This is a genomic window from Streptomyces sp. NPDC001373, assembly GCF_042895815.1.
GTDB lineage: Bacteria > Actinomycetota > Actinomycetes > Streptomycetales > Streptomycetaceae > Streptomyces.
The window spans coordinates 91568-117459 of record NZ_JBIAWQ010000006.1; the positions used below are offsets into that span (position 1 = coordinate 91568).

At 68.7% G+C, this 25892-nt stretch carries 11 protein-coding genes; 2 read left to right on the top strand and 9 right to left on the bottom strand.

The window, feature by feature from the left end:
• Nucleotides 1–71 precede the first annotated feature (71 nt).
• Nucleotides 72–686: a response regulator transcription factor gene (locus ACFY15_RS15925; RefSeq protein ID WP_390688260.1), complete on the top strand. Its 615-nt coding sequence runs from the start codon at nt 72–74 to the stop codon at nt 684–686.
• 590 nt (nt 687–1276) lie between these two features.
• Nucleotides 1277–1870 carry an XRE family transcriptional regulator gene (locus tag ACFY15_RS15930; RefSeq protein ID WP_390825630.1) on the top strand — a complete coding sequence of 198 codons (594 nt, stop codon included), beginning with the start codon at nt 1277–1279 and terminating at the stop codon, nt 1868–1870.
• A gap of 127 nt (nt 1871–1997) precedes the next feature.
• Here ACFY15_RS15930 and ACFY15_RS15935 read toward each other — a convergent pair whose 3' ends face one another.
• From ACFY15_RS15935 to ACFY15_RS15975, 9 genes are all read right to left on the bottom strand, one after another.
• Nucleotides 1998–2651: a TetR/AcrR family transcriptional regulator gene (locus ACFY15_RS15935; RefSeq protein ID WP_390688262.1), complete on the bottom strand. Its 654-nt coding sequence runs from the start codon at nt 2649–2651 to the stop codon at nt 1998–2000.
• A 289-nt stretch (nt 2652–2940) separates the two neighbouring features.
• Complete coding sequence (locus ACFY15_RS15940) at nt 2941–3987, bottom strand: ricin-type beta-trefoil lectin domain protein (RefSeq protein WP_390688263.1); 1047 nt, start codon at nt 3985–3987, stop codon at nt 2941–2943.
• 1067 nt (nt 3988–5054) lie between these two features.
• A complete protein-coding gene (locus tag ACFY15_RS15945) occupies nt 5055–5417 on the bottom strand; it encodes a hypothetical protein (protein WP_390688264.1) in 363 nt (120 codons plus the stop codon).
• The gene (locus ACFY15_RS15950; protein ID WP_390688265.1) at nt 5410–5922 is read right to left on the bottom strand and encodes a YbaB/EbfC family nucleoid-associated protein; all 513 of its coding nucleotides are present in this window, start codon (nt 5920–5922) and stop codon (nt 5410–5412) included. The genes ACFY15_RS15945 and ACFY15_RS15950 overlap by 8 nt, the downstream gene beginning before the upstream one ends.
• Entirely contained in the window at nt 5919–9074 is a 3156-nt protein-coding gene (locus tag ACFY15_RS15955; RefSeq protein WP_390688266.1) for an AAWKG family protein, read from the bottom strand. The genes ACFY15_RS15950 and ACFY15_RS15955 overlap by 4 nt, the downstream gene beginning before the upstream one ends.
• Nucleotides 9075–9129: 55 nt before the next feature.
• Nucleotides 9130–9588: a type VII secretion system-associated protein gene (locus ACFY15_RS15960; RefSeq protein ID WP_390688267.1), complete on the bottom strand. Its 459-nt coding sequence runs from the start codon at nt 9586–9588 to the stop codon at nt 9130–9132.
• 435 nt (nt 9589–10023) lie between these two features.
• Nucleotides 10024–10344 carry a WXG100 family type VII secretion target gene (locus tag ACFY15_RS15965; protein ID WP_390688268.1) on the bottom strand — a complete coding sequence of 107 codons (321 nt, stop codon included), beginning with the start codon at nt 10342–10344 and terminating at the stop codon, nt 10024–10026.
• 46 nt (nt 10345–10390) lie between these two features.
• Nucleotides 10391–10729, bottom strand: coding sequence for a hypothetical protein (locus ACFY15_RS15970; RefSeq protein WP_390688269.1), 339 nt, complete (start codon nt 10727–10729; stop codon nt 10391–10393).
• Nucleotides 10730–10991: 262 nt separating this feature from the next.
• Nucleotides 10992–25766 carry a hypothetical protein gene (locus ACFY15_RS15975; protein WP_390825631.1) on the bottom strand — a complete coding sequence of 4925 codons (14775 nt, stop codon included), beginning with the start codon at nt 25764–25766 and terminating at the stop codon, nt 10992–10994.
• Nucleotides 25767–25892 lie beyond the last annotated feature (126 nt).

Sequence of the window (25892 nt, forward strand, 5' to 3'; positions counted from 1 at the left end):
GGTGTCTCACACTTCCTGCCCCGCAGGAGTGCAGCCCCTGATATTTCCCGTTCCAACCTGTAGGAGCAGGCATGAACTCGGTGCTTGTAGCCGTGCACGCTGCGGATCCGCTGACCGAAGTCGGCCTGGCGGCATGTCTGGAAAAGAGTGCGCATGTCACCCTGACGGCTGTCGGGGAAGCGGAGACCGTGGTGGTCGCGGTCAGCACGGTCGACGCCGCTGCCCTGGAGCTGCTGCGCGGCCTGCCCGCACCGGCACGGGCCCGGTTCGTGCTGGTCGCGGAAGGCGGCTTGTACGCCGACCCCGCCGCTGTGGCCGAGCACCGGGTGCGAGCCGTGCTGTGGCGGCCCGAGGCCGATGTCACGTCGCTGGTACGGACGGTACGTGCCGTGGCGGTCGGGCAGGCGTGTCTGCCCCCGGTCGTCCAGGGCCGACTGCTGGATCAGCTCGCATACGTCCAGCGTGAGGTCCTCGGCTCAAGGGGCCTGACGGCCTCCGGGCTCAGCTCCCGCGAAATCGACGTCCTGCGCCTGGTGTCCGAGGGCATGACCCTGTCGGAGATCGCCGTCAAACTGTGCTATTCCGAGCGCACCATCAAGAACATAGTGTCCGCCGTCATGCTCCGCCTCGGCCTGCGCAACCGGGTGCAGGCGGTTTCGTACGCCATCCGCGCCGGGCTCATCTGACGGTCGGCTCCGGCTAGGCTCCGCCGGGCGGAGTCCCCGGACGGTCAACAGGTGCGGCGCCGGGTCCGGGCCGGGATGAATCGTTCCTCTTGGCGTCATCCGCTGTTGTGCCGCTGCATGACGCCCACGGGCACCCGATTCCCGCACTCGGACCGCGGACGCCTGCGGTCTTGCCCGGAGGGGACGTTCAGCCTGCCCATCCAGACCCCTTGTGCGGCGGACCGCTCACATGAATGTGGGGGGCGCCGTAGTGTGTTGTCCGTTCGGCCGCCCCGGGTCCCCCCCGTCCCGGGGTAGCCGCACCGGCCCCCCAAGCCCGACCGGCCCAACCCCGGCCCGGGGAACGCCGCCCCACCGGACCAGGTGGGAGCGTCCCTCGATCAGCATGCCGGACGGCCTCGTGCGAGCAGCACGGCACGCCGGGTGAAACGTGGGGGCGCGTGCCTGGTCATCCCCAGCCGTATGACTGTCAACTGCTGCCGACGGGGCATCTCTTCGACGTTGTGGTGATCAACCCGGCGCATCGGCCTGAAGACGTCAATGGCCATGGAACCAGAACCATGGCCGCACCAGCAAGGAAGCACCGAACAGTGAACCAACCGCCCTTCTCACCGGCCAGCGCCCAGTCAGCTCGGCAGCGCCTTGGTTTGTCACCCCAGCAGGTGTCGGAGCAGATGAGCGTTCTGTGGACTCCCGTTGATCCCGAGGTGGTGGTCGCGTGGGAGAGCGACGCCTACCGCCCCACAGAGCAGCAACTCTTCGCCATGGCCAACGTACTGTGGTGTAGCACATCCGAGTTGATGGGCATTGAAAAGCCCTGCACTCTCAGGCAGCTTCGGCTGGCCCGGCAGCTGAGCGCGGTCAGGCTGGCCCAGCGCATCGATATGGACGTCTTCGTGTACACGTGGGCCGAAGAGGAGAACCGGTGGGCGGGTGACCTCCATCAAACGCTCGCACTTCTGAGCGCGTTGAACATCTCCTTGCGCCAGTTGGCAGATGCAACAGGCCGGTCGGCCGCTCTCGCCGCGGAATCCTCCGTCACGCCACGCAAGCGCAGAAGGAGCCACCTGTGGCCGTGGAAGCCGGCCGCACCGGCGGCGGGTGCCCACGAGCCGGTGACTGCGTCCGCGGAAGCCTGGGATCTTGTCGTTTCGAGCGATACCGGACAATCGCGGATATTCTGATCTCGACGCAGGGATGGTGACGGCCTCCTCGCACCGGCAGTGACGGGCGGGGCGGCCTTGCCTGGCGGACTCATCGCCGGCGCGTCAGCCCGCTGTCGGAGCCGCGCCACACAACCCGAAAGCGCGTTCAGGACACGTCAGATGGAGTCGGCGTATCCGGCACATCCGGCGTATCCGGCGTATGCGTGGCACTCGAGCTCAGGAGGTCGTGCGCCAGCCTCAGCACGGCGTCCACATCAGTGTTGTCGGGATCAGCGAGCCATGCCAGAACGAGTCCGTCGAAGAGAGAGGTGATGAGCTGCCCGACGACGGGGACGTCGGCAGGCAGTTGTGCTCCGGTGGCCTGCACCCAGGATGCAATGGTCTCGGTTCCCAGTTCCCGGTAGGCCGCGTACTGCTTCCTCGCCACATGCACGAACTCGGGCTTCCGGAGCGCCCACGTGGTCAGTTCGTACGGAAGGACCTGGCGGCCGCGGTCGTCCTGCTCGATGACATGGAACGCCGCCCGGAGGCGGCCGAGCAGGTCGTCCCCGGTCTCGGCAGCCTCGGTGACGGCGGTCGAGACCGAGTCGAGATCAGCGAGGAGCACCTCTTGGAGGAGTTCGTCCTTGTCCGCGAACCAGTAGTGGACGAGGCTTCCGGGCACCCCGGCCTCCTCGGTGATGCGGCGGATGGTCGCCGCCGCGATCCCCTCCTTGGCGATGACGCGAGTGGCGGCTTGGATGAGCTGGGTGCGCCGACCGTCGTCGCGACGTCGGCTCGGGTTGCGTATCTCGGCCACGAGCCCAGTGTCTCACATCTCGACTAACCGATTTGGGCCACTTGACACGTTTCCTCTGCTTCCGGTTCACCACTGGCCGGCACAGGGAGGGCCTGCTCGCTCCACCGCTCCGTCGCGGACGACCAGGTTACTGACGAACTCGCCGACCACCGCTCCCGCCTCGGCCACGCTGACGGTCATACCGGCTGCCGTTCATGCGACATCGCCACTCGTCACCCCCCGGGCCCGCGCCGGCGGGTGTCACGGCCGCGGGGACCGGGGATGGCGCCCGCAGGAGCGGATCACCGGATCAGCTCCTGCTCCACTTCTGGTTGTCCCAGCCGTTGCAGTCCCACAACTGCAGGCGGGTGCCGTTGCCGGTCTGCAGGTCCTTCACGTCGACGCATTTGTTCGCCCGCGGATTGACCAGGTCGTGCGCGGAGTTGAGCCGGAACTGCTGGGCGGGATTGCCGTTGCACCTGGCCAGCTGGATCACCGCGCCGTTACCCGTGGCACCCCAGGCGACGTCCATGCACATACCCAGCGCCCGCACCGTCCCGTCATTCATGAAGCGCCAGCTCTGCTGTGACAGCCCGTTACAGTCCCAGATCTGCAGCGGCGTACCGTCGCCCTGGCCTCCCGTGACGTCGATGCAGCGGCCCGAGGCATGGCTGCGGACGGAGACGCCGGCGGCCTGTGCGAGACCTTCCGGCGCCGCGTTGGCGGTGGGTGAGGCCTTCCGCGGGGCGGGCGGCGGCGCGGCAGCCGCCGTCTTCTGCTGAGCGGACGAGTCCTCGCCCTGCCGCTCCACCGGGCCCGCGGGCGTGCCGCCCCCGCCGCTCAGGACAGAGGCCCCGCCGGAATCCGCGTGCGCGCCCGAATCGGCGGCACCGGGCGATGCGGGAGACTCCCCGGCCGGACCGCCCGTCACAGCGGTACCGCCAGGGGTCGGCGATGCCGACCCGACGGCACCGGGCAGGCTCCCATCCCCCGGGGAACCCAGTACCGTACCGGGCACCGCACCGGCGGGGGCCGCATGAGGGTCCTTACCGTCACCGCCCACCAGGAACGGTACGGTCATCAGCAGCGCCCCCACTATGGCCGCTCCGGCCAGCAGGCTCTTGTGCGGCCGCCCGGGCGGGGCGGCCGGCTCGGCCTCCGCCATACCCTCAGGCGCCCCTTCCGCCTCCTCCACCTCCTCACCGTCGACGGCGGTGGCGGTCTCGGGCTCTGTCTCGCCGCGTTCGGCGATGGCGGTGGCGGCGGTTCCTGCGTCCGGCTGCCGCGCCACGGTGGCGGGCAGGGATGCGGACTCCACGCCCGGGGCCGACTGCTCCGCACGCTCGGCGACCGGCACCGACCTGACCGTCCCCGCGGCGGCCGCTTCGCCGTCGCCGGCCTGTCCAGCGGTCGACGAACCAGCGGGCCGTCCTGTCCCAGGTGCCGCGATCGCCGCCTCCGGTTCCGCAGCCTGGGAGGGCTGCTGCCGAGGGCCCTGCGTCTCTGGCGCGCTCATGGTGTCCTTTCCGACGTTCAAGGGGGGTACGAGGTGGTGTTCCGGAAGGTCGGCGCCGGTTCGTGACACCTCTCGGGGTGGGTGCGCGGGCCGTCTCCCCGAAGCCCGGTGACTGCGGCTCGCAGCGGGCGACTCACCGCCCGGCCACGCCCCACGTCTGCACGCCGTCCCGGGGCGGTTTGCTCATTCGGTGGGCAGCGGGCCACCGTGTTCGGGCGCGGTCGGGGAAGAGCTCCGGGGACCCGGCCAGCAGGTTTGCATCGTCCGCAGGGGTGAGTGCCAGTCCACTCAGCGGCAATTCGGCGTCCTTCTCGAGTGACCAGGCCACCGCGGCCAAGGGTTGCGTATGGAAGTCCTTCCACGTGGTGCGCTCGTCGAGTGCCGCACGCCGGTCCTGCTCGGCAGGGGCGTTCGGTGCCTGGGTCAAGGATGAGCTGCCGGACGCCGCCTCCTCCTGTTCCTGGGCTACCGTGTCCCGCCCGCAACACCGCCGTCCCGCCTGCGCATGAGGGCCGACCGGCCACTGTTTGACGCCAGCCATCGAGCTCGTCAAGCAATGCGGCACCCGAAGCGGCCACATCCGCGACTAACGGAAAAGCCGCCCGTCCCTCCACCCTGCCAGTCCCACCCGCGCCATGGCCCGCCCGTCCTCGGCCGACAGACTCGATCGCTTGCGCCGTGGCGGACCCGGCAGCTCGGGGCGCCATGCTCCAGCCTCCCTCGGCTCCCGCCAGGGCTTTCTCAAATCAATACAAAGGGAATCCACCTCGGTAGATGCCAGCCCCGATTCACAGATGACCGTCATCACCCGTGAACGGGCCCATCGCCCGCACACAGTCGTCCCCACCCGCGGGGGCAACACCTTCCGGGCAGCAGTCAAGCTCGGAGACACGGATCGCCATAAGTGATCAGTGTTTCCCCGTGGTGATACCGGCGGCGGTCTGGGCCGTCAACTGGCCAATGGAATCCAGGTTCGCATTCTGGGTGGACTCGATTTCGCCAGCGTTCCCGAGGGTGGCCCTGGTGTTGGCGTCGAGCGCCTCGAAAAGTGCGTCCAGGACGTTTATGGTCATCGCATCCTGATCTTTCAACGGCGGGCCCGCCTGCTTGGCAAAAGCATCGTCTTTACCCGCAATACCCTCGACGGGCACCGACGTAGCAACGTGGTTAGCCTTAACGGACCGGGACAGGACGGTGATCCCGTCCATGGCGTCCGCCATAGCCCGGATATCGGACGGGCTCGCAGTGTAGGCGTTGCGGGGGTCAGACATCGTGCTCGTCCTCCATGTCCTCGCCGATCTCGTCATGCAGCCGGCTCCTGGTGGGGTGGCCGACTGCGGGGTGCGGCTCCTCCAGGACGGAGGGGCCGAATATCGCGGTCCAGTCGAGGTCCATCCCGGTCAGCTCGGGCACTGCCGTGCTTGGCTGGGTGAAGGGCTGGAACGTCTCCATCACCTGCCGGGACATCTGTGTCCGGGCGCGCTCCGCGGCCTCCAGGACACTGGCTGCGAGTTCACCCGCCGACATGGTGCGGTACTTGCCTTCCAGGAATCTGAGTGCCGTCAACTCCCCCTGATGGCCCACCGTGGCCTCCACCGCGCGATCCCGAGAGCGCACGGTGAAGGATGCTTCGCGCAGTTCCGCCTCGGCCCTGGCGACGGCCTTCTGGGTCGCTTCGAGTTCGGCCCTTGCCTGCGCCAGTCTCTCCTCGATGGAGGCCAGTGGCGCCGTCGGCTGCCGAATCCTGCTGTCGTCTTCGCTGTTGCCCTTGTTCATCTTCCGATCACCGCCGGCGCTCCTCCTTCGTCCGTGCCCCACACGTCTTCTTCCTCCTGCACCCAACTGGCCCGCTGACGGTCGCCTGACTCGGTGGACTGGCCGCCCTGACCGCTCGGGGAGACCGCCGGGAGATACGGGCTGGAGGACGTGGTGACGGGGCGTCCGCCTCGGGTGAAGACCACGTCGTCTTCCTCATCGGGCCTCGCCGTACGCGACCTCGACCTGCGCAGCGCGGCGCCATCGTTGTCGCTCAGCACATTGCGGACCCGTTCGCTGTTCGATCCGCCCCCACCGCCTCCGCCGGCCCCTCCCATACCACCCATGCCCATACCGCCCATGCCGCCAAGAGCCATGGGGTTCAGCGGTACGCCGCCGGCTGTCGTACTCGCCGCGGAGTCGGTGGGTTCGGCGGGGGGTGCGCCGAGTGAGCCTGCGTTATAGGGAGTGCTGTCGTATTCCTCGTAGGAACTCTCCCCGGCGGAAGACGCGGCGGTGGTCGAGTCGAGCGAGGAGGGGCCGGAGCCCTCGGAGTCGATCGAGGAGAAGCCGGATCTGTCTGCATTGAGCGCGGTTTCGTCGGGCTGGGAGGAGTAGGGGTCGGGCGGATCCGGCAAGCTGACGCGACCGCCTGTGGAGAAGCCGCCTGGCGCCGGATTCAGGTGCGTCGTGGTGACCACACCGTCCGGCCGGGTGGTCGTCAGCGTTCCGTCGGACCCGACCGTCTGTGTCGTACCGTCCGGGAACACCGTGGTCAGCGCCCCGTCCCGGCCCAGGGTCGTGGTACTCCCGTCCGGATTGGTGAACGCCGCCCCCGGGTTCAGCGAGCTCGTGCTCGTCGTCCCCTCCGGCGAAGTCGTGGTCACCGTGCCGGTCCTGGGATCGATCGTGTCCGTGACACCGCCGGCGAACAACGTGGACAGCGAACCGTCCGCATTGAGGCGGCCGGTACCACCACCGGGCGTGGAGAAGCTGCCTGCCGCCGGATTCAGGTGCGTCGTGGTGACCACACCGTCCGGCCGGGTGGTCGTCAGCGTTCCGTCGGAGCCGACCGTCTGTGTCGTACCGTCCGGGAACACCGTGGTCAGCGCCCCGTCCCGGCCCAGGGTCGTGGTACTCCCGTCCGGATTGGTGAACGCCGCCCCCGGGTTCAGCGAGCTCGTGCTCGTCGTCCCCTCCGGCGAAGTCGTGGTCACCGTGCCGGTCCTGGGATCGATCGTGTCCGTGACACCGCCGGGGAACAACGTGGACAGCGAACCGTCCGCATTGAGGCGGCCGGTACCACCACCGGGCGTGGAGAAGCTGCCTGCCGCCGGATTCAGGTGCGTCGTGGTGACCGCACCGTCCGGCCGCCTGGTGGTGACGGCCCCGTCGGACCCGATGCTCTGGACGGTCCCGTCCGGAAACGTCGTGGTCATAGAACCGTCCGGGTTCAGCTTCGACGTACTGCCGTCCGGGTTGGTCACCGCCACGCCTGGGTCCAGGGTGCTCTTCTTGGTCTTGCCGTCCGGGAAGGTGGTGGTCAGTAGCCCGGTCGACGGGTTGAGGAGGCTGAGGACGCCGTTGGGGTAGGACGTGGCCAGTGACCCGTCGGCGGTGCGGGTCGTCGTACCGCCGCCCGGATTCGTGAGGCTGTCGGTGCCGGTCGTGCCGAAGTCCGGGCGGGACCCCATGGCGTCGGCAGGGATGTCGTTCAGCGCCGCAAAGGACCGGATCGGAAGGGTGTCGGTGAACGCGCCGGCAGCGGCGGACCTGCTGGTGTCGGTGGAGGCGGCGTCTCGGCTGTCCGAAAGATTCCCCTTGGCGCCCGGACCCGCGCCGAGGCCGTCGAGGGCGGCGTTCAGGCTGGCGGATCTCAGTGCCGGTCCGGCGGCACCGAGGCTGCCCATTGCGGCCATATCGGCTTTCAGGCCGTCAATGGCGCCGTCAGCGCCTCCAAGGGATCCGCTGAGGCCCTGGGCGCCGGCGCCGAGGGCCTTGGTCTGGCTTCGAGAGCCCGCGCCTTTGGTCCGAAGCGGCTCATCGAAGGCGGTCGCGGCGTCCAGCCAGTGGTTGTTGAGGTTCATCAACGCGCTCTTGGCGTGCTGGTCGATCACGGCCTCGGCGTGCGCGCTCCATCGCTGGACCGCTCTGTCACCTATCTTCTTCCAGGTGTCGGGATTCGAGATATCCCCGTAGCCCGGGTAGATCTGCCGGAAGGCAGACGTGGTCTTGAATCCGATGAGTATCCGGCCGTCTTCCAGGCTCGCACTCCGAGTGGTGAGGACCTGTGTGATGTTGTTCTGGAACAGCCACTGTTGCAGCTTTTCCAGCTCTTCCACAAACCACTGGTGTGGGAGGTGCTTGCCGTCGGCGGCCCACTTGTCCCAAGCTCTTCTGAGATGACGGACGTTACGGAGCACATCCTGCTGGGCTCCGATCACCGCGTCACCGAGACTGGAGGTGGCCGGGTCACTGTTGATGGAGACGTGTGCAGGCTTGTAGTTCCTGCCTCCGAGCTGATTGACGTAGCTCTCGTAGTTCCGGTGTACCTGGACCACCAGGTCCCTGAACACCTCGGCCGCCTGCCCCTTCCATGAGGACTGCTCCGCGCCGAAGGACTTCTCCCACTGCTCCAACGTGGCGGCCTGGGCTTCGAAGAACCTCTTCGCCCTGTCGAACGCCCTGGCGGTTCGGTCGAAAGACTTGAGGTCGACGACGCTACTCGACGGCACACCCAGCCCGTTTCCGCTGAACCCCTCGGTGGTGTGCTGGCAGTACAGCCGGTCAAGCACGGCCCTACTTCCCCAGATGTATTGCGCCAGCGGAGTGTTGCTTGAATTCATTCGGTCGCTGCGCAATCCTTCGCCGCTCCCGCTCCGGGGGGCCGCGACCAAGTTGATCTCTGCCCGGACCATCGACGCGGCAGTGTGTGCGCCATCCCCTTGCCCGGTCGTATAGAACACCAGGTTGTATTCATCGTTCTTGGTCTTGTTCCAACCGATTTCGTTGAGATGAACCGGCTGGATTTCGGTGAGGTGCAACGCCAGCCCGAAGAGCGGGGTCTGCGGGGCATCCAGGTCTTTGGGCGCCTTGAAGAGCGTCTCTCTTTCGGGTAGGGGATATCCGGTGAACTGCTTTACCACCTTGGCCCAGTAGTCGGTGTCAGCCACAGCAGTGCGCTCCGCGAGGTAGGAAGGGGATGGTTGGGGGCGTGCGCCGCCTGCTCTATTTCGCGGAAGCGCCTGACCCGGCCGTCGACCCCGGGCCACCGTCAACATCCGAGAAGATGTCGAGAAGCTTCTCCGCACTGATGCCGCCCAGGGAGGCACCCTGCGTCTTCAACAGCGTCCTGATGGTCTCGGTCAGGTTGCGGTCAATGTCCTTGAACATGGCCTGCTGCGCTACGAGGATGTCGTCGATGGCCTTCGCGCCCTTTTTGACGGCCTCGATCAGGACCTTGCCGTTCGGCTCGGACTCCGCATCCGCGCCCATGCCACCGATGACCAGGAACTTGTTGCGTCCCAGATCGCCGGTGCTGCTGTTCTTGCCTACGATGGCGCTTCTGAGCGCCTTGCCGCTGGGGGCGTCCTCGCGAATGGCCTTGAGAGCCTTGATGAAGTCGGCGACGTCGTTGTCGACGAAGGTCTGCAGGCCCTTGGCGTCGAGGTGGGTCAGGTCTGCCACCGTTTACCTCCTGAGTCTTCCGGGTACCGTCGGGCGTGTACGGTCTGCACACGCGAAGCGAAGGGGCCGGTCCGCCGCGCGGCGGCACCGATGGCGGCCTCGACCCGGCCGGAACGGCGACTTCTCACACGGGTGGATGCGGAAGATCTCGGTCGGCACTCACGGCGGTACCGTCCGACCGTGGCGGAGGCAGTGACCGGGTCGCGGATGCAGCCGGCCGTGTGGTGTGACGTACGTGTGAGTGTCGGTGTGCTGCGGATAGTTCTCCGGCCACCGGCGGCGGGCCTTCACTTCATTCGGCCCGGTCCCTGCGGAGCCTGTGCCGCACGCACTCCGGTCGCCGGGTGAACCGTTCCTCGTCACCTTTCCGCGGATCCGCCGTGTGCCCTCTCGCGCTCTGACGGACGGCACACAGCGAATGGTCCGGTCCGCCGTTCAGCGGCCGATCGTGACGTCCTGCCACATTGCGGACAATGAGGCCTCGCTGTACTTGTAGTTGCCCCCGATGCTGTCCAGCAGGCTGGCGTTGGACGTGAGCATCCGCTCCATCGCGCCGACCGCGTTGTTCCAGGCAGCCTGCTTCGTTGCATAGGTCCGAGCGTCATCGCCGACCCACGTCCGCCTGAGCTGGCCGAGCTCTGCCTCGAGGTTCGACAGGGTGGTGGCGATCGCCTTGGTCTGGAGGACCATGTCGTCGATGGCGTTGTTCACTCCGCTGTACTGGACGTGGATATAACCGTCAGTCAGATCGGACATCGTAAGACCTCTTCTCGTGTTGTCGGGGCCGGAGGGGCAGGGCAGGTCAGCCGTACAGCGCGTCGAATTCCGAGATCGACTTGTTGTATGCCTGGTTGATGGCCTCGTCGGCCGCACCCTGGGTCATGTTGTGCTGCTTGAGACTCATGTTGAGGGCTTCAACCATCGACTCGAGGTTCTTGAGGATGATGTTGGCCTGCCCGTCCCAGGCGCGCAGCAGCTCCCCGAACTTGCTGCCATCGGTGCCGCCATAACTCGTCGCGAGCTGACCGGCGATGTGGTCGACGTCCTGACGGCACCTGAGAATGCCGCTGAAGGCCATCTCCAGCGCCTGAACGCCGTTCCGGGTCGCCAGTTCACTTGACTGCTGTTCGCCGCCTGCCATGAGCTTGCTCCTTGGTCGGTGTATCGCTGGGGGATCGGCACGATGCTAGGGCCGAAGGTCCAAGAGCCCCTTCGCCGTTGAGGAACATCTGAGCTGTAGGTCCCTCGATCTCTGCACCTTCGTACAACGCACCACGTCAGCCCGCCCCGCCCCTCATCGCCGGCTGGCGGCTGGCGGCTGACGTGCCCCGCTCGCTGCCGAGTGCAGGTCCGGTCCACACCGCGGCATGAACGGCAGGGGCGGCGGGCGTCCCGTATGCGCCTTACGCGTGCAGCGTGCCCCCGTCAGCCCCGTCATCAGCCCCGTCAGGGATCCCCCGCGCCTCTGCGGGGAAGAGCTCCGGATGCCTACTCAGCAGGTCCGCAAAATCCTCCGGGGTGAGTGCGAGAACGTGCAGCGGCAGTCCGCCCGGTGCGAGGTCCCAGCTGACCTCGAATGACCGCGAATTGTGCCGACCTTCCACGTGATGGCGTTGCACAAGGGTGTTCCGCACGGCTTTGTTCGCGAGTAGCCGGCGCAGTTGCGAATTGCGGCTACCCCGCTCGGGGGTCCCCTCCGCCGGGGATGACGAGGCGGTGTCGTCCGGGGGCGCGGGCCGCGCCGTGCCATCGGCGGTGTCGGGCGAAACTCCGGTCTGGTTGCCCGGCTGTGCCGGCAGCGCCCTGTCGGGGCCGGCCTCGGCCGAGCCGTGCGGCACGACACCGGTCGCCGAGTCACCGGTCCCGTCCTGGCGGTCGCCGGTCGCGGCCTGCGCGAGATGGTCGCGCCGGTCAGGCGGGGTCCTCACGGGCGGGTTCGCCCGTAGCGGGGTTTCGGCGTCCGTGGGCGCCGTGCCCCGGGCGTCGTCAGCGGTCACCGGCTCGGCCAGCAGGTACTCCCGGCCTCTGCGGTAAAGAATCAGTTCGGGCCGGCCCGATCCGTCGCTGCGGGCGTGGCTGCTGCTCAAGGTGCCGTCCTCGCCGACCACGGTGACGATCACGCCAAAGGAGGCCGCCACCTGCGCGAGGGCTGTCCGCTCGGTCGCTTCGTTCCAGCCGCGGGCGGTGAGCAACTGCTCGCGGATGAGCGTCTCTTCCTGCTGTGCGGTGAGTTCCAGGTCGTGCGGGAGCACACCGTCGGCCCGTCGGCGGCGCACGGACGCAATCGTCTCCGCGGACAGCCCGGCCGATGCGAGTTCCTGGTCCGTGAACAGCGCCCCGCGGTCCAGCCTGGCTCCTTCGGGAAGCGGGCGGGTGAGCAGGGCCCGCTCCGTGACCCCCTGCGGCTCGGTGACGCCCTGCGGTCTCAGCCCCGCTGTGACGGCCGACCAGAAGCCGTTGCCGTCACCGGTCGGCTCGCGGAGGGTGCGGGCGGTGCCGTCCGGCCCTGTCAGTTCCGTCGTCCCGGCCCGGCGAGTGAGGCGCCAGGAGGCTGACCTGGATGCCCACGGAGCAGTGGCGTGGGCAGGCCGCGGCGGCCGCTCCTGGGGCGTTGCGGACGGGGCGGCGTCCGCCTCCCGGCCGCCCTCGGCGGTCGGGGACGGTGCCGGAAGCAGTGCAGGCTCCCGCCGGTCGTCGACGACGGGCAGGGCCGGCCGGTAGTGGCGGTTGCTCAGGTGCAGCAGGATGTGCGGCAGCTGTTCCCCGGCGGGGTTCCCCGAATCGGAGGCAGGATCCCCCGCACCGGAGGCGGAATCCTCCGTGTCGTAGGGCAAGGGCCGGAAGTCCTGGAACCGCCCGTCAGCGTCGACCACCGTCACCCGCACGCCGAAGGCCCGGGCGGCCAGCGCGGGCAGCAGGTCGGCCGCACCGTGATCCCATCCCGCGCGGTCGGCTGCGTCACCCCCGCGCAGCAGCTGCGCCCGGGCGAGACCGGCACGCTGCCGGCCGGGCAGCACGGTGTGCAGCGGTATGTGGCCGGAGTCGGAGAACTCACGCTGCTCGGGCCTGCTCAAGTACGTCGTCTCGGGGTCCAGCGCGTTGAACTGGACGGTCTTCTTGGAAACGATTTTGGCTTCATCCAAATCGCCGGCGCTGAACCTGTCCCTGGTATCGGGGGAGGTGAACTCCAGCAGGGGGTCGTCGTGATCGCGCAGCTCTGTGGCGAACAGACCCCGCAGGGCGCCGGCCATCTGCCGCCGGTCCGTCACCCCCTCCAGCGGTCCCGTGAGCAGACCGGGGTCGACGTGGTGCAGTCCCTCGGCCAGGGCGTAAAAGAAGCCGTCTCCGTCGGCGGGAACGTCGTACAGCCGGTAGCTGTGGCCCTCCGGCGAGACGAGCTGCCCGAGATCGCCGGGCGCCTCGCCCTCCAGCACCTTGTATACGGGGCGTTCGGCCTTCACCTTCGTGTCCCCCGCGGAGAACATCACGGCGGGCGGTTCGGGCTGGCCCGCGCGCGACGGCGGCCGGCCGGGCCGGTGCGCCTCGGGGGGCAGCCGGTGCCAGCGGGTGAGCCGGTCGGTCTCCGCCCGGACGCGGTGGTACTCGCCTGCCGCGTCCTCAGCACGTCGCAGCAGCGACTCCAGCGACGCGCCGGCGTCCGTCTGCGGCGTACGCTCCCCCGACGCGGCCAGAGCGCGGCGCTGGGCCCAGTAGGCGTCGTCCGCGGCGACCCAGGCCTTTCCCGCCTTGGCCACCTGCGTCCATGCGTCCGCGACCGCGGGCGGGAAGTTCCCGTCGTCGATCAGGCCCCATTCCCGAGCCCTGTCCTCACGGACGAGCGCGATGACCCGGGTCTGTGTCTCGACGGCCCGCATGCGTCTGATGTGGCCGAACACGGGGTTGGGCCGGTCCACGTCGGCGACGCCGAGCCAGGCGGTCGGGATCGCGAACACAAAACTGCGGCCGTTCAGCTTGACGGTGAGCTGGGCGCCCTCCGCGCCGGAGCTGACGCGGCGGTCGGTCTCGGCCGCGTTCGGGCCCGGCGCAGAGGCGTACGGGGCGACGGAGCCGGGCTCGCCGACGGATACCACCGCCTGCGCACCGGGCGCCGCGTTGTGCCCGCTCGTACGGGAGACGGTGGCGCTCCGGGCGGCCGTGTCGCGCTCGGCGCTCTCCATGGTGGTGTCCGGGGCCACCGCCAGCAGTACGGCCTGCGTGAAGTCGGGCTTGGAGTAGAGCCGGTACTCGCCGTGGGCGCCGCCCTCCTCGTTCAGTCCGGGGACCATGTAACCATCAGCGGTCCCGCTGTCCTCGAAGAAGGCTGCCAGCGCGGCGTCGCTGGTTCCGTTGTCCAGGGCCAACGCCGAGGCGGTGCCGGACCGGGTCAGCCGGGTGTCGCCGGCCTTCGCCCCGGCCGCGTCCAGCTCCTCGCCGGTCAGCGTGAGCGTGCCGCGGGCGGCGGCGGTCACGGACGGTCCGTAGGCCTCGGCGACGGCCAGGACGGCGGCTTGCCTCAGCGTGTCACGGCCGACGATCCGGCGGACCTGGAAGCCGGTGGACGGCGGCTGGAAGGGCCCACGGGCGCCGTTGGGCAGCGTCAGGGAACGCCAGGCGTCGATGGCCGGCTGGGTGGCTGCTTCCTGCCCCCACACGACGACCGAACGAGCCGGAGCGTCCACCGCGGGCGTCCCGAGGGGATCGTCCGCCCGGCCGGGGCCCTGGTCCGGGACCGTCATGCTCAGCGGCACCTGCTCACGCAGCGTGCCCACCTCGCCCTCCGAGGAGAGCTGTCCGCCGTTTCCGGTGTCGAGGGTCAGCCGCAGCGTGTAGCCGGTGAGGTATTCGGCGTGCGGCTCCCTCGCGTAGAAGGTGCGCCTTATGGTGCGTGTACGGGAGAGGCTGCGGGAACGTGTCCCCGTGCTCGTGATCCCCCCGTCGAGCGTCGCCCGTACGGCCTGGAGGTCTCCCGGCCGCGGCACCGCGTCGGGGGAGGCGGCTGCCACCCCCTGCACGACGTTCGCCCCGAACGTACGGGAGGAGCCCGCGGAGTGTCCCGCCGCCTCGGTCACGGTGGAGGTCCGGGAGTCTTCCACGGCGACCCCGTGGCCGAGACCGTCGAAGCGCGGCTCCTCCGCGATGAGCTCCACCCGCAGCGAGCCGGTGCGGCTGCCGATGCGGATGCCTGCCAGCCAGCGCCCGACCCGGGCGCGTGCCACCGTGCCGGTGGAGGCCATCTGCTCACGCAGGGCCCGCACGGCTCGCGGGGTGACCAGAGACCGCACCCGCTCACGGTCCGCGTCGTCGACCTTCCACTGCCGCAGCTGCTCGTCGAAGTGGGCCAGCACGGCGGTGGTGTCCAGAGAGTTGACGGGATACGACCCGAAGGGGTGGTCGTGCCACCACCTGGCCTGTCCCCACGCATGGGACGTGTAGCGGGGCACCTCGCCCAGCCCGTCGTCCAGGAGCCCGAGCCGGTACGCGGACTTCTCCGGCAGGTGGCCGAGGTAGCCCGAGGGGACCGTGATCTGCCTCTCGCCCCGGCTGTCACGGTAGAAGGGGTCGAACGCCCGGCGGAGCAGCCCCTGGGGGCGGACGGAACCGGTGATGTCGTGCCGGATGTCACCGGACACCAGGACCTGGTAGCCGCCGTCGTCACGGTTGACCTCCCAGGTGACCGTGCGGGTCACGCTGGTGGCCTCGGCGCGGGAGCTGCCCCTGCGGTAGTGCAGGCCTGCGAGTGTGATCAGCCCGGTCCCGCCCATGCCACTGCCGGTCAGGCCCGTACTGGAACTCCTGGCCGCGGTCGCCACCCCCGCCATCTGGAGGTCGCCGCCGATCGCGAGCTCCATCCCCATCCTGATCGGCGCGGACTCCACACGCAGGTTCAGGACCCGCGTGCGGTGGACCAGTTCGCCCACCCTGTTCCGCAGGAAGCCTTCGGCGAACAGGGAGATCCGGGCGCCCGCGGGACCGGACGCCTGGTCGAAGCCGGCGGTGAGGGACTGCGGCTGGAAGACCCGCACCATGGCGTCGTGAGGGGCTGCCCCGTTCCTCGCGAAGTGCCACGAACCGCCGGTGAGACCCGCCATGAGCTCCTCGGCGGCGCGAGCGAGTGCCGCGGGCGAGCCGACGCTGAGCGTCTGATACGGCTGATCACCGAACACGTTTCGCCCATGGACCTCGGACTCCGTGCGGGTCGCCGCCTGCGTCTGCGGTCCCGTGGGGGCGGGGGGCGTGTGCTGGTCGGGTACGGCAAGTACGACCCGGCCTCGGAACGGATCGCTGGTGCTGCCACCCACCAGGTCCGTGCTCTCCTGGGGGCCCGCGCCCAGCATCCCCAGCGAGAGAGCCCTCGGCGCTGTGCGGAAACGAGAGAAGCCCTCGATCTCCGCCGTGAGAGCCAGCTGGTAACTGTACAGATGGGAAGGGCTGGAGCTGGCGGCCAGCGGCTCGTGGGAGGCGGTGGCACCGTGCTGTGTCTCCCGACCCCGGGACCATGCCCACGAGGGACCGGCCGAGATGTTGACGTGCCCGACGATCCCGCGCAGCGCCACGTCGAGACCCGCGCCCGAGGTGCGGGTCATGGTTTGGGAGCCGTCGAGGCGTTCTGTGCCCGGCGCGCTGGCGCGCAGGAGGAGGTCGTTCTGGGTGCCTTCGTAGCGGCGCCCGGTCAGCTCGCCGCTGATACGGAGGGAAAGGTGCGAACGGCTGAGGACGCCGGGCGGGACATCGAGTCCGATCGACAGTCCTGTCGTGGTGAGCACCTCGAGGTTGCCGGCGATGCCGTGGTGGGACAGGGCGTTCATCACGCGCAAGGTGTTCGCCAGCGCCATGCAGTAGTGCTGCTTGTCGTGCCAGCGGGAGTCCGTTGGATCACCGAACTCCTCCAAAGGAGCCAGTACCCCCGGGTATATGTCGGCAGCGGCGTGGATCACCTTGTCGGAGAAGGCCTCCAGCCAGCCACGCGGCCGCTCCCCGCCCCGTGTCGGGTCGCCGTTTTCGTAGGTGAAGGCCTCGGGCCTGGTCATACCCAGCACAACGGGGTTCTTCTCGGTCAGGTAGACCGGGGCCTGAGGTGCGTTCTCGCTGCGGGCACGCGGTGTCGTGCCGTCGTCCCAGCCGGCGAGACGCCGCGCCTCCGTGTGCGTCATCCGGTCCAGACTCCAGGTCTCGAACGGAATGCTCTCGCTTTCTCCACTCCTGCGCACATGGATGGTCTTGCGGACCAGGTAGAGGACGGTCGGCACGTTCTTGGCGCGGCTGACGACCTTGCGGCTTCCCGAGCCCCCGAACACATTGCTGTGCGTGATGCTGCGGTCATGGCCGGCGGTTGGGCCGGCCATCAGACGGCCCCAGGAACCGAGGTCCATGGAGGGGCCGGCCATGACGTTGATGCCCCAAGCGGAGGTCCTGGACAGTGCCCTTTCGTTGCTGACCGTCTGCTGGATGGTGTTGCGCATCTCGGCGACCCGGCTCTCGGTGAGCAGCTCGGCCTCCCCGGGCACCACCCTCTCCACGACGAAGGCGCCCAGCGGCGATCCGTCCCCACCGAACAGCGGGTCCGCCGCGATGCTGCCCCTGGCGAGGCGGTCCGCCATCCGGTGGAAGTTCTCGGAGCTGAGGAACGCGGTGATGTACTCGTACGCCGCAGTGCCGGGAGCGACGGCCAGCTTGTCGGCGAGCTGGTCCCGCAGCGGCCTGAGCGGCCCATAGCCCTCGGTGTGCACCAGTCGGTAGTCGGATCGCGTACCGAGCGTCATCCTCTGCGGCACACGTCCCGGCTCGCCAGGCGAGGTCTCGCTGTCGGCCAGTCGTACCGCCAGCCCGTTGCGCACCGAGAAGGAATGGATGGGCTCGGTCGCGCCGCTGAGCAAGAGCTCGTACCGCACGTCGTCCAGATGCAGGTGTGACTTCTCGGCCATACGGGTTTCCACCTGGCTGAAGGCCTGGTCGCGCATGACGGACTCGTTCGAGCTGGTCACGCTGATGGTCGCACCGAAGCGGCCGAACGCGCCGTAGGCCCCCAGCGGTCCGATTCCGACGCCCGCTCCCGCCTGCCGCCTGGTGCTCACCGTGTGCCCCGCACCCGTGGTGATCTGGCTGCGCTGACCGGCGTCCACTTTGACCTGCTCATCGTGGGTGTCGGTGAACCGCTCCCAGTTGCCGTGTGGTCGGGTGACCACCCGCAGCATCTGGGCGCCGGATTCACCGAAGGAACGGGATTCGTACCCGTCACCATGGAAGATCTGGGGGGCGGTGCCGAGCGCCTGCCGCAGATCTTCGAGCACCTCGCTCAGGCCGGGCATGGCGGACGGGTCGCCGAGCCGGTCAGCGATCTCTTGGACGACCAGGTCGGTACCGCGCAGGGTGACCTGGCTGTGGCCGTACGTGCGTCCCTCGGCCTCACCGGTGCCGTAACCGGTGGTCATGTACTCGGGCAGCCGGCTGCCGTCGGTGAACCGCACCGGTCCGTCCTGCGACGAGGACTGCGGCGACGGCATCGAACGGTCGATGCGGGCCGGCCGGTGCACGTCGAGTTCGGACTCGATCGGCCCCACGGCATCCTGTCGCTCCCCGTCGTCCGGGCCGCTTTCGGCACCTTCTGCGCCTGGGCCCTCGGACTCGGACTCGGACTCGCTGTCGGACTCGCTGTCGGACTCGGACTCGCTGTCGGACCAAGCCTCGGAATCGGCTTCGGAGTCACCTTCCGAGCCGCGGGAGGAGTTGGTGCCGGACTCGGAACCGGATACCGACGTTGTCCACGGGCCCTCGTCGTCGGATTCGTAGCCGCCCTCGGACCCCGACACGTACGTGTCGTCCGACTCCGCATCGGACTCGGGTCGCGGGGCCCGCTGCGTCAAGTCGGCCGGCACCAGGCGGGGGATCGCGTACAGATCGCTGACGGTTCCCTCCAGTGCCGCAGCTTCTTCCGGCGAGGAGGCGTCGGCGAGGTGCCAGGCGCGCATGATCTCGAACAGCGAGTGGTCCTGACCAGGCAGCATCCATCCCATCAACGCCTTGCGGAAGTCAACCGCGTGCGTTCCGCGGACATCCAGCCACTGAAAGGACCGCATCATGCGCAGAGTCGTTCCGGAGACGCCCGCGATCAGCGGCATGCCCCGCTCGCCATGCCACTGCTGATACCACGGCGACTGTTCGTCCAGGTCGAAGTACGCGATCCCCTCGACCCAGCCCAGCGGAAACTCAGGCCCCTGCTCCCCGCTGCCGGACAGGTCCCCCTTTCTTCGGTTCGACGCCGTGTGAATGGCCCGGCGGACGGCGATGACCCTTTCGACGGGGCCCGCTGCGGCCGGCTGTGCGTCCGCGTCCGGCCGGGCTGCCGTCTCGCCGCCCGGGGATCGGCGCCGCACCTCGACGGTGATGACACCCGGCTGGCTCCGTATCGCTTCGAGCAGGGGATCACCTGTCTTCGGGTCGAACTCCAAGGTGTCGAGCGGTATGTCCTCGATGTCGAATCCCACCAGGGAAAGCCGCCGCTCGTGCTGCCGCAGGAAGGTACGTTCCTGGCGGCTGAGCGGGGCACCGAGATACTGGTAGTCGCGCTGCCCCTTCTTCATGGGGCCCCTGTCACGCTCGGCCTCCAGTCGGGCGATACGGGCCTGCTGGCTGCGTACGATCTCCAGAGGATCCTTGACCGTCCCCCTCGTGCTGTGCACCGCGAGGTTGCCCAGTGCGTAGGGTTCCAGGCCGAATAGGTGGGCCTGATCACGGGTCGTTTCCTCATCGCCGATTTGCTGTTCGATTTGGGCTCGGGGACCTTCGTACAGAAACGCCGCGTAGCTCGCCAGGGCCTCGCCGTCGAGACCCAGTAGCCGGGCACGCTCCCTGATGGCCGTCAGCGGGGCGTCCCCCTCCCGCCCGGTTTCGAGAACCGCTTTGATGACAGCTCCCAAGGAGGGGACGTCAGGGTCCGACTCGTACAGCGCTTTCTTCCCTGTGGCGTTGAGGAGCGCGGTCATCACCTCACGAACCGTGCCCGTGGCCAGCAGCGAGTCGAGCCATTGGGTGGTGGAGACGCCCGGGAGAGGGAGACCGACCTGCCCCGCGCTGGTCGGATCGGTGGTGAAGAACGACGCGTCGACCACCTCCGCGGGGTACTGCGTATAGGCGGCGCGCAGCACACCGCGCAGCTTCCTCACAGCTGAACGGGCGGCCTCGATCGCCGCGGGGTCGTCGAGATAGTAGGCCCCGAGTCCCCGCTCGAAGAGAGCGCGCCCACGGGCCGACTCCGCATCGCGGCCCGCAACCGCGAGTACTTCCGGCACGCCCCGCACCTGGGCGCCCTGCACTGCGGGCTCGGCAGGGTGCACCATCGGCTCATCCGTGACAGGCACGGGGACGTCGCGGTCTACAACCGCATCGCCACCGTCCCGGCCGCCCTGGACAGCGGTACCCATCGGGCCGTCACCGGCAGAAGAACCGGACATGACAGCGAATGGTCCCGGCCGCCGAGCCTCCTCCTGCTCATCCTGTGAAGCCGGGGTGACCGTCTGCGACGCCACCGCCGACGGCGCCGGGCGGTAGTCCACCGCCGGCGCCGCGTCAGGCCCGGTCGCGTCATCCTCCATGGAGAAGCTCGCCGCAGACCACACGTCGAGGTCGGCAGGTCCGCCGGCCTCTTCGATCCCCTCCATGGACTCGGCGGACTCCCCCCCGCCCAGCCCGAACAGCGAAGCCAGCGTGGCCAAATCGTCCGCGGGGAATTTTCCGTCGGTCCAGTCGATTCTGAACGTGTTCGGATCCCAGATGCCGGTACGGTCGTCAACTCGGTCGTAAACGCTGACGAAGGCCGCTGCCTTGACTCTGCCGACGAAGACGACCTCCTGGTCATCTTCCCGGGGATGTTCCCATTCCGCCGGGATGACGTCGGCCAGCCTTTGTTTTTCCAGGGTGGCGTTGACATCCACACCGAAGAGGTCGGACGCGTTGATCTGGTACTGGTAGCGGCTGGGGCTCGAAAAAGCGAAGTTCCTCGTGGCGGAAAAGAATGGCCCGACAGGTCGGTCCGCTTCCACCCAGTCCTGCAGACGCACCAGTCTATTGGGGTCGTCGGGATAGATACCTCGCGAGAACGAAAACCTGGGATCCTCATCGGAGAATGCCCACAGAGTTTCCCCGTCAAGGCACTTCACAATGTGAGGACGATCCTCGGGGTGCACTTGGCAAAGATTCCCGGCGTGCCAGTCGACACGCTGTTCCTCCATATTCCAGAAACCCGTAAGATTCTTGCGCGAATCAAAGACGGCGATAACAGCCTTTGGGTCGATGGATCCAGTGAAGGTGATCTCCTGCTCTTCCTCCATCTCATTTTCCCGGCCCATCCGGGCAAAGCTGGCGTTGATGTCGATCGCGATTTTGTCATGGGGGTCAAGGTGAGGGATGATCTCGTACCGATACCGCTTTCCCTCATACCACAGTTCGGGATCTCGAGTAGTTGAGAGGAACGGTGCGGGGGGGTTTTCCTCAACCCATTCCACCAATCCCACGATGGTTTCAGAGGAGTCGGCCGTGAAACCTTCCCGGAAGATGACCTCCGGCGGCTTGCTCGAAAACTTCCACACCCGGCTCTCTGCCACCAGCTCAAGGTTCGCAAATTCGTCAGGGTGCACCATCGCCGGGTTCACCGCCGGCGGGACATCAAAGCCGTCCTGCTCAGAGTCCGTCATGCGGTCAGCCGTCTTGGATGTGAGCGGCATCGTCTGTGCGGAGGGGTCGCTGACGGCGTTGTGGTGGAGATGGGGCGTCAGGACATCCGCGATCTGGTGGAGATGGTCGGAGGTGAGGACGAAGGACTGCACTTCGGGGTCGGTGAAGGCGCCCATCAGACTGGACTCGTTCTCACCGAGGATCTGCGGTTTACGTCCGTCCGTGAGCGGCAGCACCCTTCGCCTGGCCCCGTCGTCACCCACACCTATGTCGGTCCGGAGCCGGTGGACATGCCTGGCAGCGGGTTCGCCCGTGAACCAGTCTTCCCTCGCCCTCGGCCGCCCTTGCTCGGGCACCCCGTCACGGACCTGTACCACCGTGTCGGCCTGAGCGGGGGAAGCAACGAACTCCACCTCCATCCGCAACAGCGGGCCGGGCCACTGGGGGCCGATCACGCCATCGGGGCGCACCACCGGAACGCGGTACTCAAGGCTTTGTGCCTCTTCCTCCACAGCCCGGGCAACGCTTTCCCGCAATCCCGCCATTTGCTCCGCGTCCACGCCGTGTGAAACGAGGTGCACCCGCCGCGTGACGAGCAGCACATCGTCCACCGGCGTGGCGCCGCGCTGCCAGGCCCGCAGGACCACCCGTCCGTCGCCCCCCGGGGTGAGCAGGACGCGCGGGTCAGCCTCGTCGTCACGGACACCCAGACCGTGGACGATCTCATGCACGTACGCGGCAGGATGCACACCGGTGAACCAGGTGTCCTGCACCATGGGCCGCCCAGGACCGGGCAGACCGCTACGGACCTTGACCACCGTGTCCGCCTGGTCCTTCGCATCGACGAACTGTACGTCCACCCGCAGCCGCGGACCGGGCAACTGCGGACCGGTGACCTGGTCGGCCTGGGGAAGCGGCAGACGACAGCCCCGCTGGTTGACCACGCTCTCCACGGCCTGGCGCAGACCACGCCGCAAAGCCGCAAGCTGGTCCGCGGTCACCACGTCGTCTGGATGCGCCACCAGATACACCCGGCGGGTCATGTGGACGGTGTCCTGCGCGGGCGTGGCACCGCGGTACCACGCCCAGGAATAGCCGACCTGAGTCCGCTCCCCGGAGATCGGGGGCCGACGCACCAGCCACGGCGCGTCGAACTCGACGAGCTCGCCGTCGACAAGCCGTTCCACCTTCCGCGCCCCAGGACCGGCGGGGATGAACTCAAACGCCTGGGACCCCACGCCAGCGCCACCGAACGGAATCCAGAGATCGGTACTCACCTCACCCGAACCCCACAGCTCACCATCGGCCCACGTAACGGTCCCAGTGGCCGGGTTCCAGGTTCCCGTGCGGTTGAGTTTCCCGTCATAGACGCTGACGATGGCCTGCGCGTCGACCCGGCCGGTGAAAGCAACCTCCTCTTCGTCGAGTTGCATGCCGATCATGCCGTTGACATCTACCCCGGTGGGGTCCTCGTTGCGGGACGAGTCGATCTGGTAGCGGTAACGTCTGTCTCCGTACCAGAGTTCACGGTTCCGAGTGGTCCCGACGAACTGTGCCGGCGGGTTCTCGGTCACCCACTCGAAGATTGGTACGACGTTGTCGGGGTCAGGAGACCGGAAGCCCTCTCCGAAGACCTGCTCCGGTGGGCTGTCCGAGAACCGCCACAGCTGCTCGCCGACACGGCTCTCCGCTTCGCGAACGTAAGGGAGGTCCTCCTCACTCACCATGTTGTAGTTCACCGCGGGCGCCGTATCGGGCCCGGCCTCAACCCCTTCACCCAACACCTGAGCCTCATCCGGACCCATATCCGGCTCAGCGGGCGCCCCACCACGGCCCAACGCACCCGATCGACCCATGGAGAACTCGTCGTCCACCGCGGTTCGGCTGCCGGGCTGGGACACGGTAGGGATCCGGCCGGGGGAATCCGACGACTCGTTCACGGTCCGGTCCGGAGCAGGGTTACCTTGCCGGCCGTGATCGGTACCGGGCTGGTTCACACCCCGAGCAGAGGCAGAGGCGGAGACCGGGGTGAGGGTCTGTGGCGAGGACGCGGGTGAAGAAGTGGCGCCTTGGACCGGGGTTACCGCCGCGGCCGTGTCCACCGTCTGGATCAGCCCCGCAGGCCGCTGAGCCCCGGTCACCTCCGCCGTTACCGCGCGCTCCTGAGAATCGAGCGCCGCCTCGTCAGAGGTAGTCCGAACGGCCCGAGATGTGGTAGCGATGCCCGACATGGCGGCCGGGCCGGTGGTGGCAGCGGCCTGCGGCGTGACCGTACCGGAACGTGGCACGACAGCCGGCGCGGCTGGGGACACGGTGGAGACCCGGTCCGGGGAAGCCGCCTGCCGGTTCACGCTCCGGTCGGGATCCGGGGCCAGGCCGACGGCCGGGCCGGGGACCGCCACGGCATCATCCCGCCTGCCGGCGGCGAGCGACATGCCCTGGTCCGCCGCCTCGGCGGAAACGGCCACACCCTGTCCCGCCGTATCGGCAGGGACATCCACGGTCCGGTCCGCCGCCGTGTCAGCGAGGGCGGGGTCCGCGTCGGTGGGCTGGGCAGGGACCGCCATGGTCGCGGGCGCTGTCCGGACCGGCTCCGCGGGCGTCCTCGCAGCGGCCACCCGGTCCGGCTGCGCACGCTCCTCGTGCCGGGCCGCCGGAACATCCACGGTAGTAGTCCGCTCGGGCCGCGACGGAGCGGGGAAGCCGGCCGGTCCCGTGGCAGCCTGTCCCGAAGCTGCCGCACCGGGTTGCGGTGCGGCAGCCGGGGCAGGCTGCGCGACCACGCCGGATTGCGGCATGACAGCCGGGGCGGGCTGCGCGGGCTGGCCGGCCGTGGCGGGGGCGGTGGTCGGGGCGCCGGCGGTCGGGGCCTGGACCGTGTCGGCGTCTTCGCCACCGACCGCGCGTGTGGACGTGTCGGGGACGGTGTCCTGACCGGCCCCGGCGGTGGAACCGGCCTGTCCCTGTCCCGTGCGGGTCTCCGGAACACTGCCTGCTGCACTCACCGTGGAGTGCGGAACAGATGCCGCAGCGGCGGGCTCCTCGGCCCCGGTCACCGCACCCGCACCGGACGACACGTCACCGGCACCCGGAACCACGGCAGCGGTGGTGGTGCCCCGGGCTGCAGCGGCCCTGGACGTGTCGGCCGGGCCCGCCCCGGGGGCCGCAACAGCATCCGGAACAGCACCCGCGGCGGTGTCCTGGTGAGCCGGGGCTTCCGGCCCGGTCTCCGCTACGGCGCCCTGGCCGGAACGCGCCGTGTCCGAACTGCTCACCGTGGCGGCCCGCGCAAGCGACGGCGACCCGGTCGCGTTCCCGCCGCCCCCGGCCTTCTGGACACCGTGCACGGCCGCACCAGGCGCGCCGTGGCCGCCCTGTTCGTGCGTGGTGTCCGCGGCGGTGTCCGCGGGCACGGCCGCGGGTGTCCCGGTGTCCGTCACACTGTCCGCGACGGGTGGAGGCTGGGTGGTGAAGGTCGTGTTGATGAACGTGCCCGAGGCCACGGCGCCGCTGTGGAGCTTCTGCGCGACCTGGCCGCTGATCCCCGCGCCGAAGAACGTCGCAGCAGTAGTGTTCCAGTTCCCGTAGAACAGCCCCCCGCTGAGTACCTCCGCCAGCGACTCCGAACCGCCCTCGGCCAGGAAACCACTGACGAACCCCGGCCGCTGGTAACCGCGCCCCGCCCCCGCGATGTCCCGCGCACCGCCCTTGGCACCGGGAACATGGTTCACACCGGCCTTGTCCACCGCGGCCCCGACCTTCGAGGTGACGTCCCCGGCAACGTCCTTGGCCGCCTTGCTGAACCCCAGACCGCTCTTGAGCGCGGAGAGGGTGCCCTGGCTGGCCTTCGCGATGACGGGGAAGAACGCCCCCATGAACGCACCCGTCGCCGCGTCCTGCGCGATCGACTTCCAGTCGAACGTCTTGGGACTGAACTCACCCGACGTGAAAGCGATCATGCCCAGCCGGACCGCGAACGACTGGAAGGCCTCCTCGAACGCCTCACTCAACATGGGCATCACGTGCATGCGCGTGAACAGCTGGTGCATGACCGTCAGCACCACCACCCGGCTACGGGCCCGGGCCACCGCGATCCGGCCCGCACCCGCACCCGCGCTGAAGACCGACAACGCGAACGCGATGTGTATCTCGAGCATCAGCCGGAACACCTCGGCCAGGATCTGCCACTTCGCCTCCATGATCTGGTAGGAGGTCTTGACCCGGCCATCAGCGATATCGTCCAGCTGCCGCGCGAACTGCCTCAGATGGCCGTCCTCACCCGTGAACGGACCCATCGCCCGCACGTAATTGTCCGCCACCCGCGGCGGCAGCGCCTTCCCGGCCCGCCCGACCGCCTCCTCCACCAGCTCCGACAACTCCCGCAGCTCCGCGGCCGTCCGCCGGTACGACCCATGACTCCCACGAGCCAAATCCTCATTAGCCTGAATCAACTTCTCGCCGATCAAGACGAAAAGCATCTCATTCTCAAGCTTAGAGGCATGGATCGCCATAAGACGTCAGCGCTTCCCTGTGGTGTTACCGGTGACCTTTCCGGCCCGCGCTGCGGGGAAGGGCCGACACGAGCTTATGGCTCAATTTCCTCGGCGGTACCCGACTGAGGAACATCCGAGCAAAAG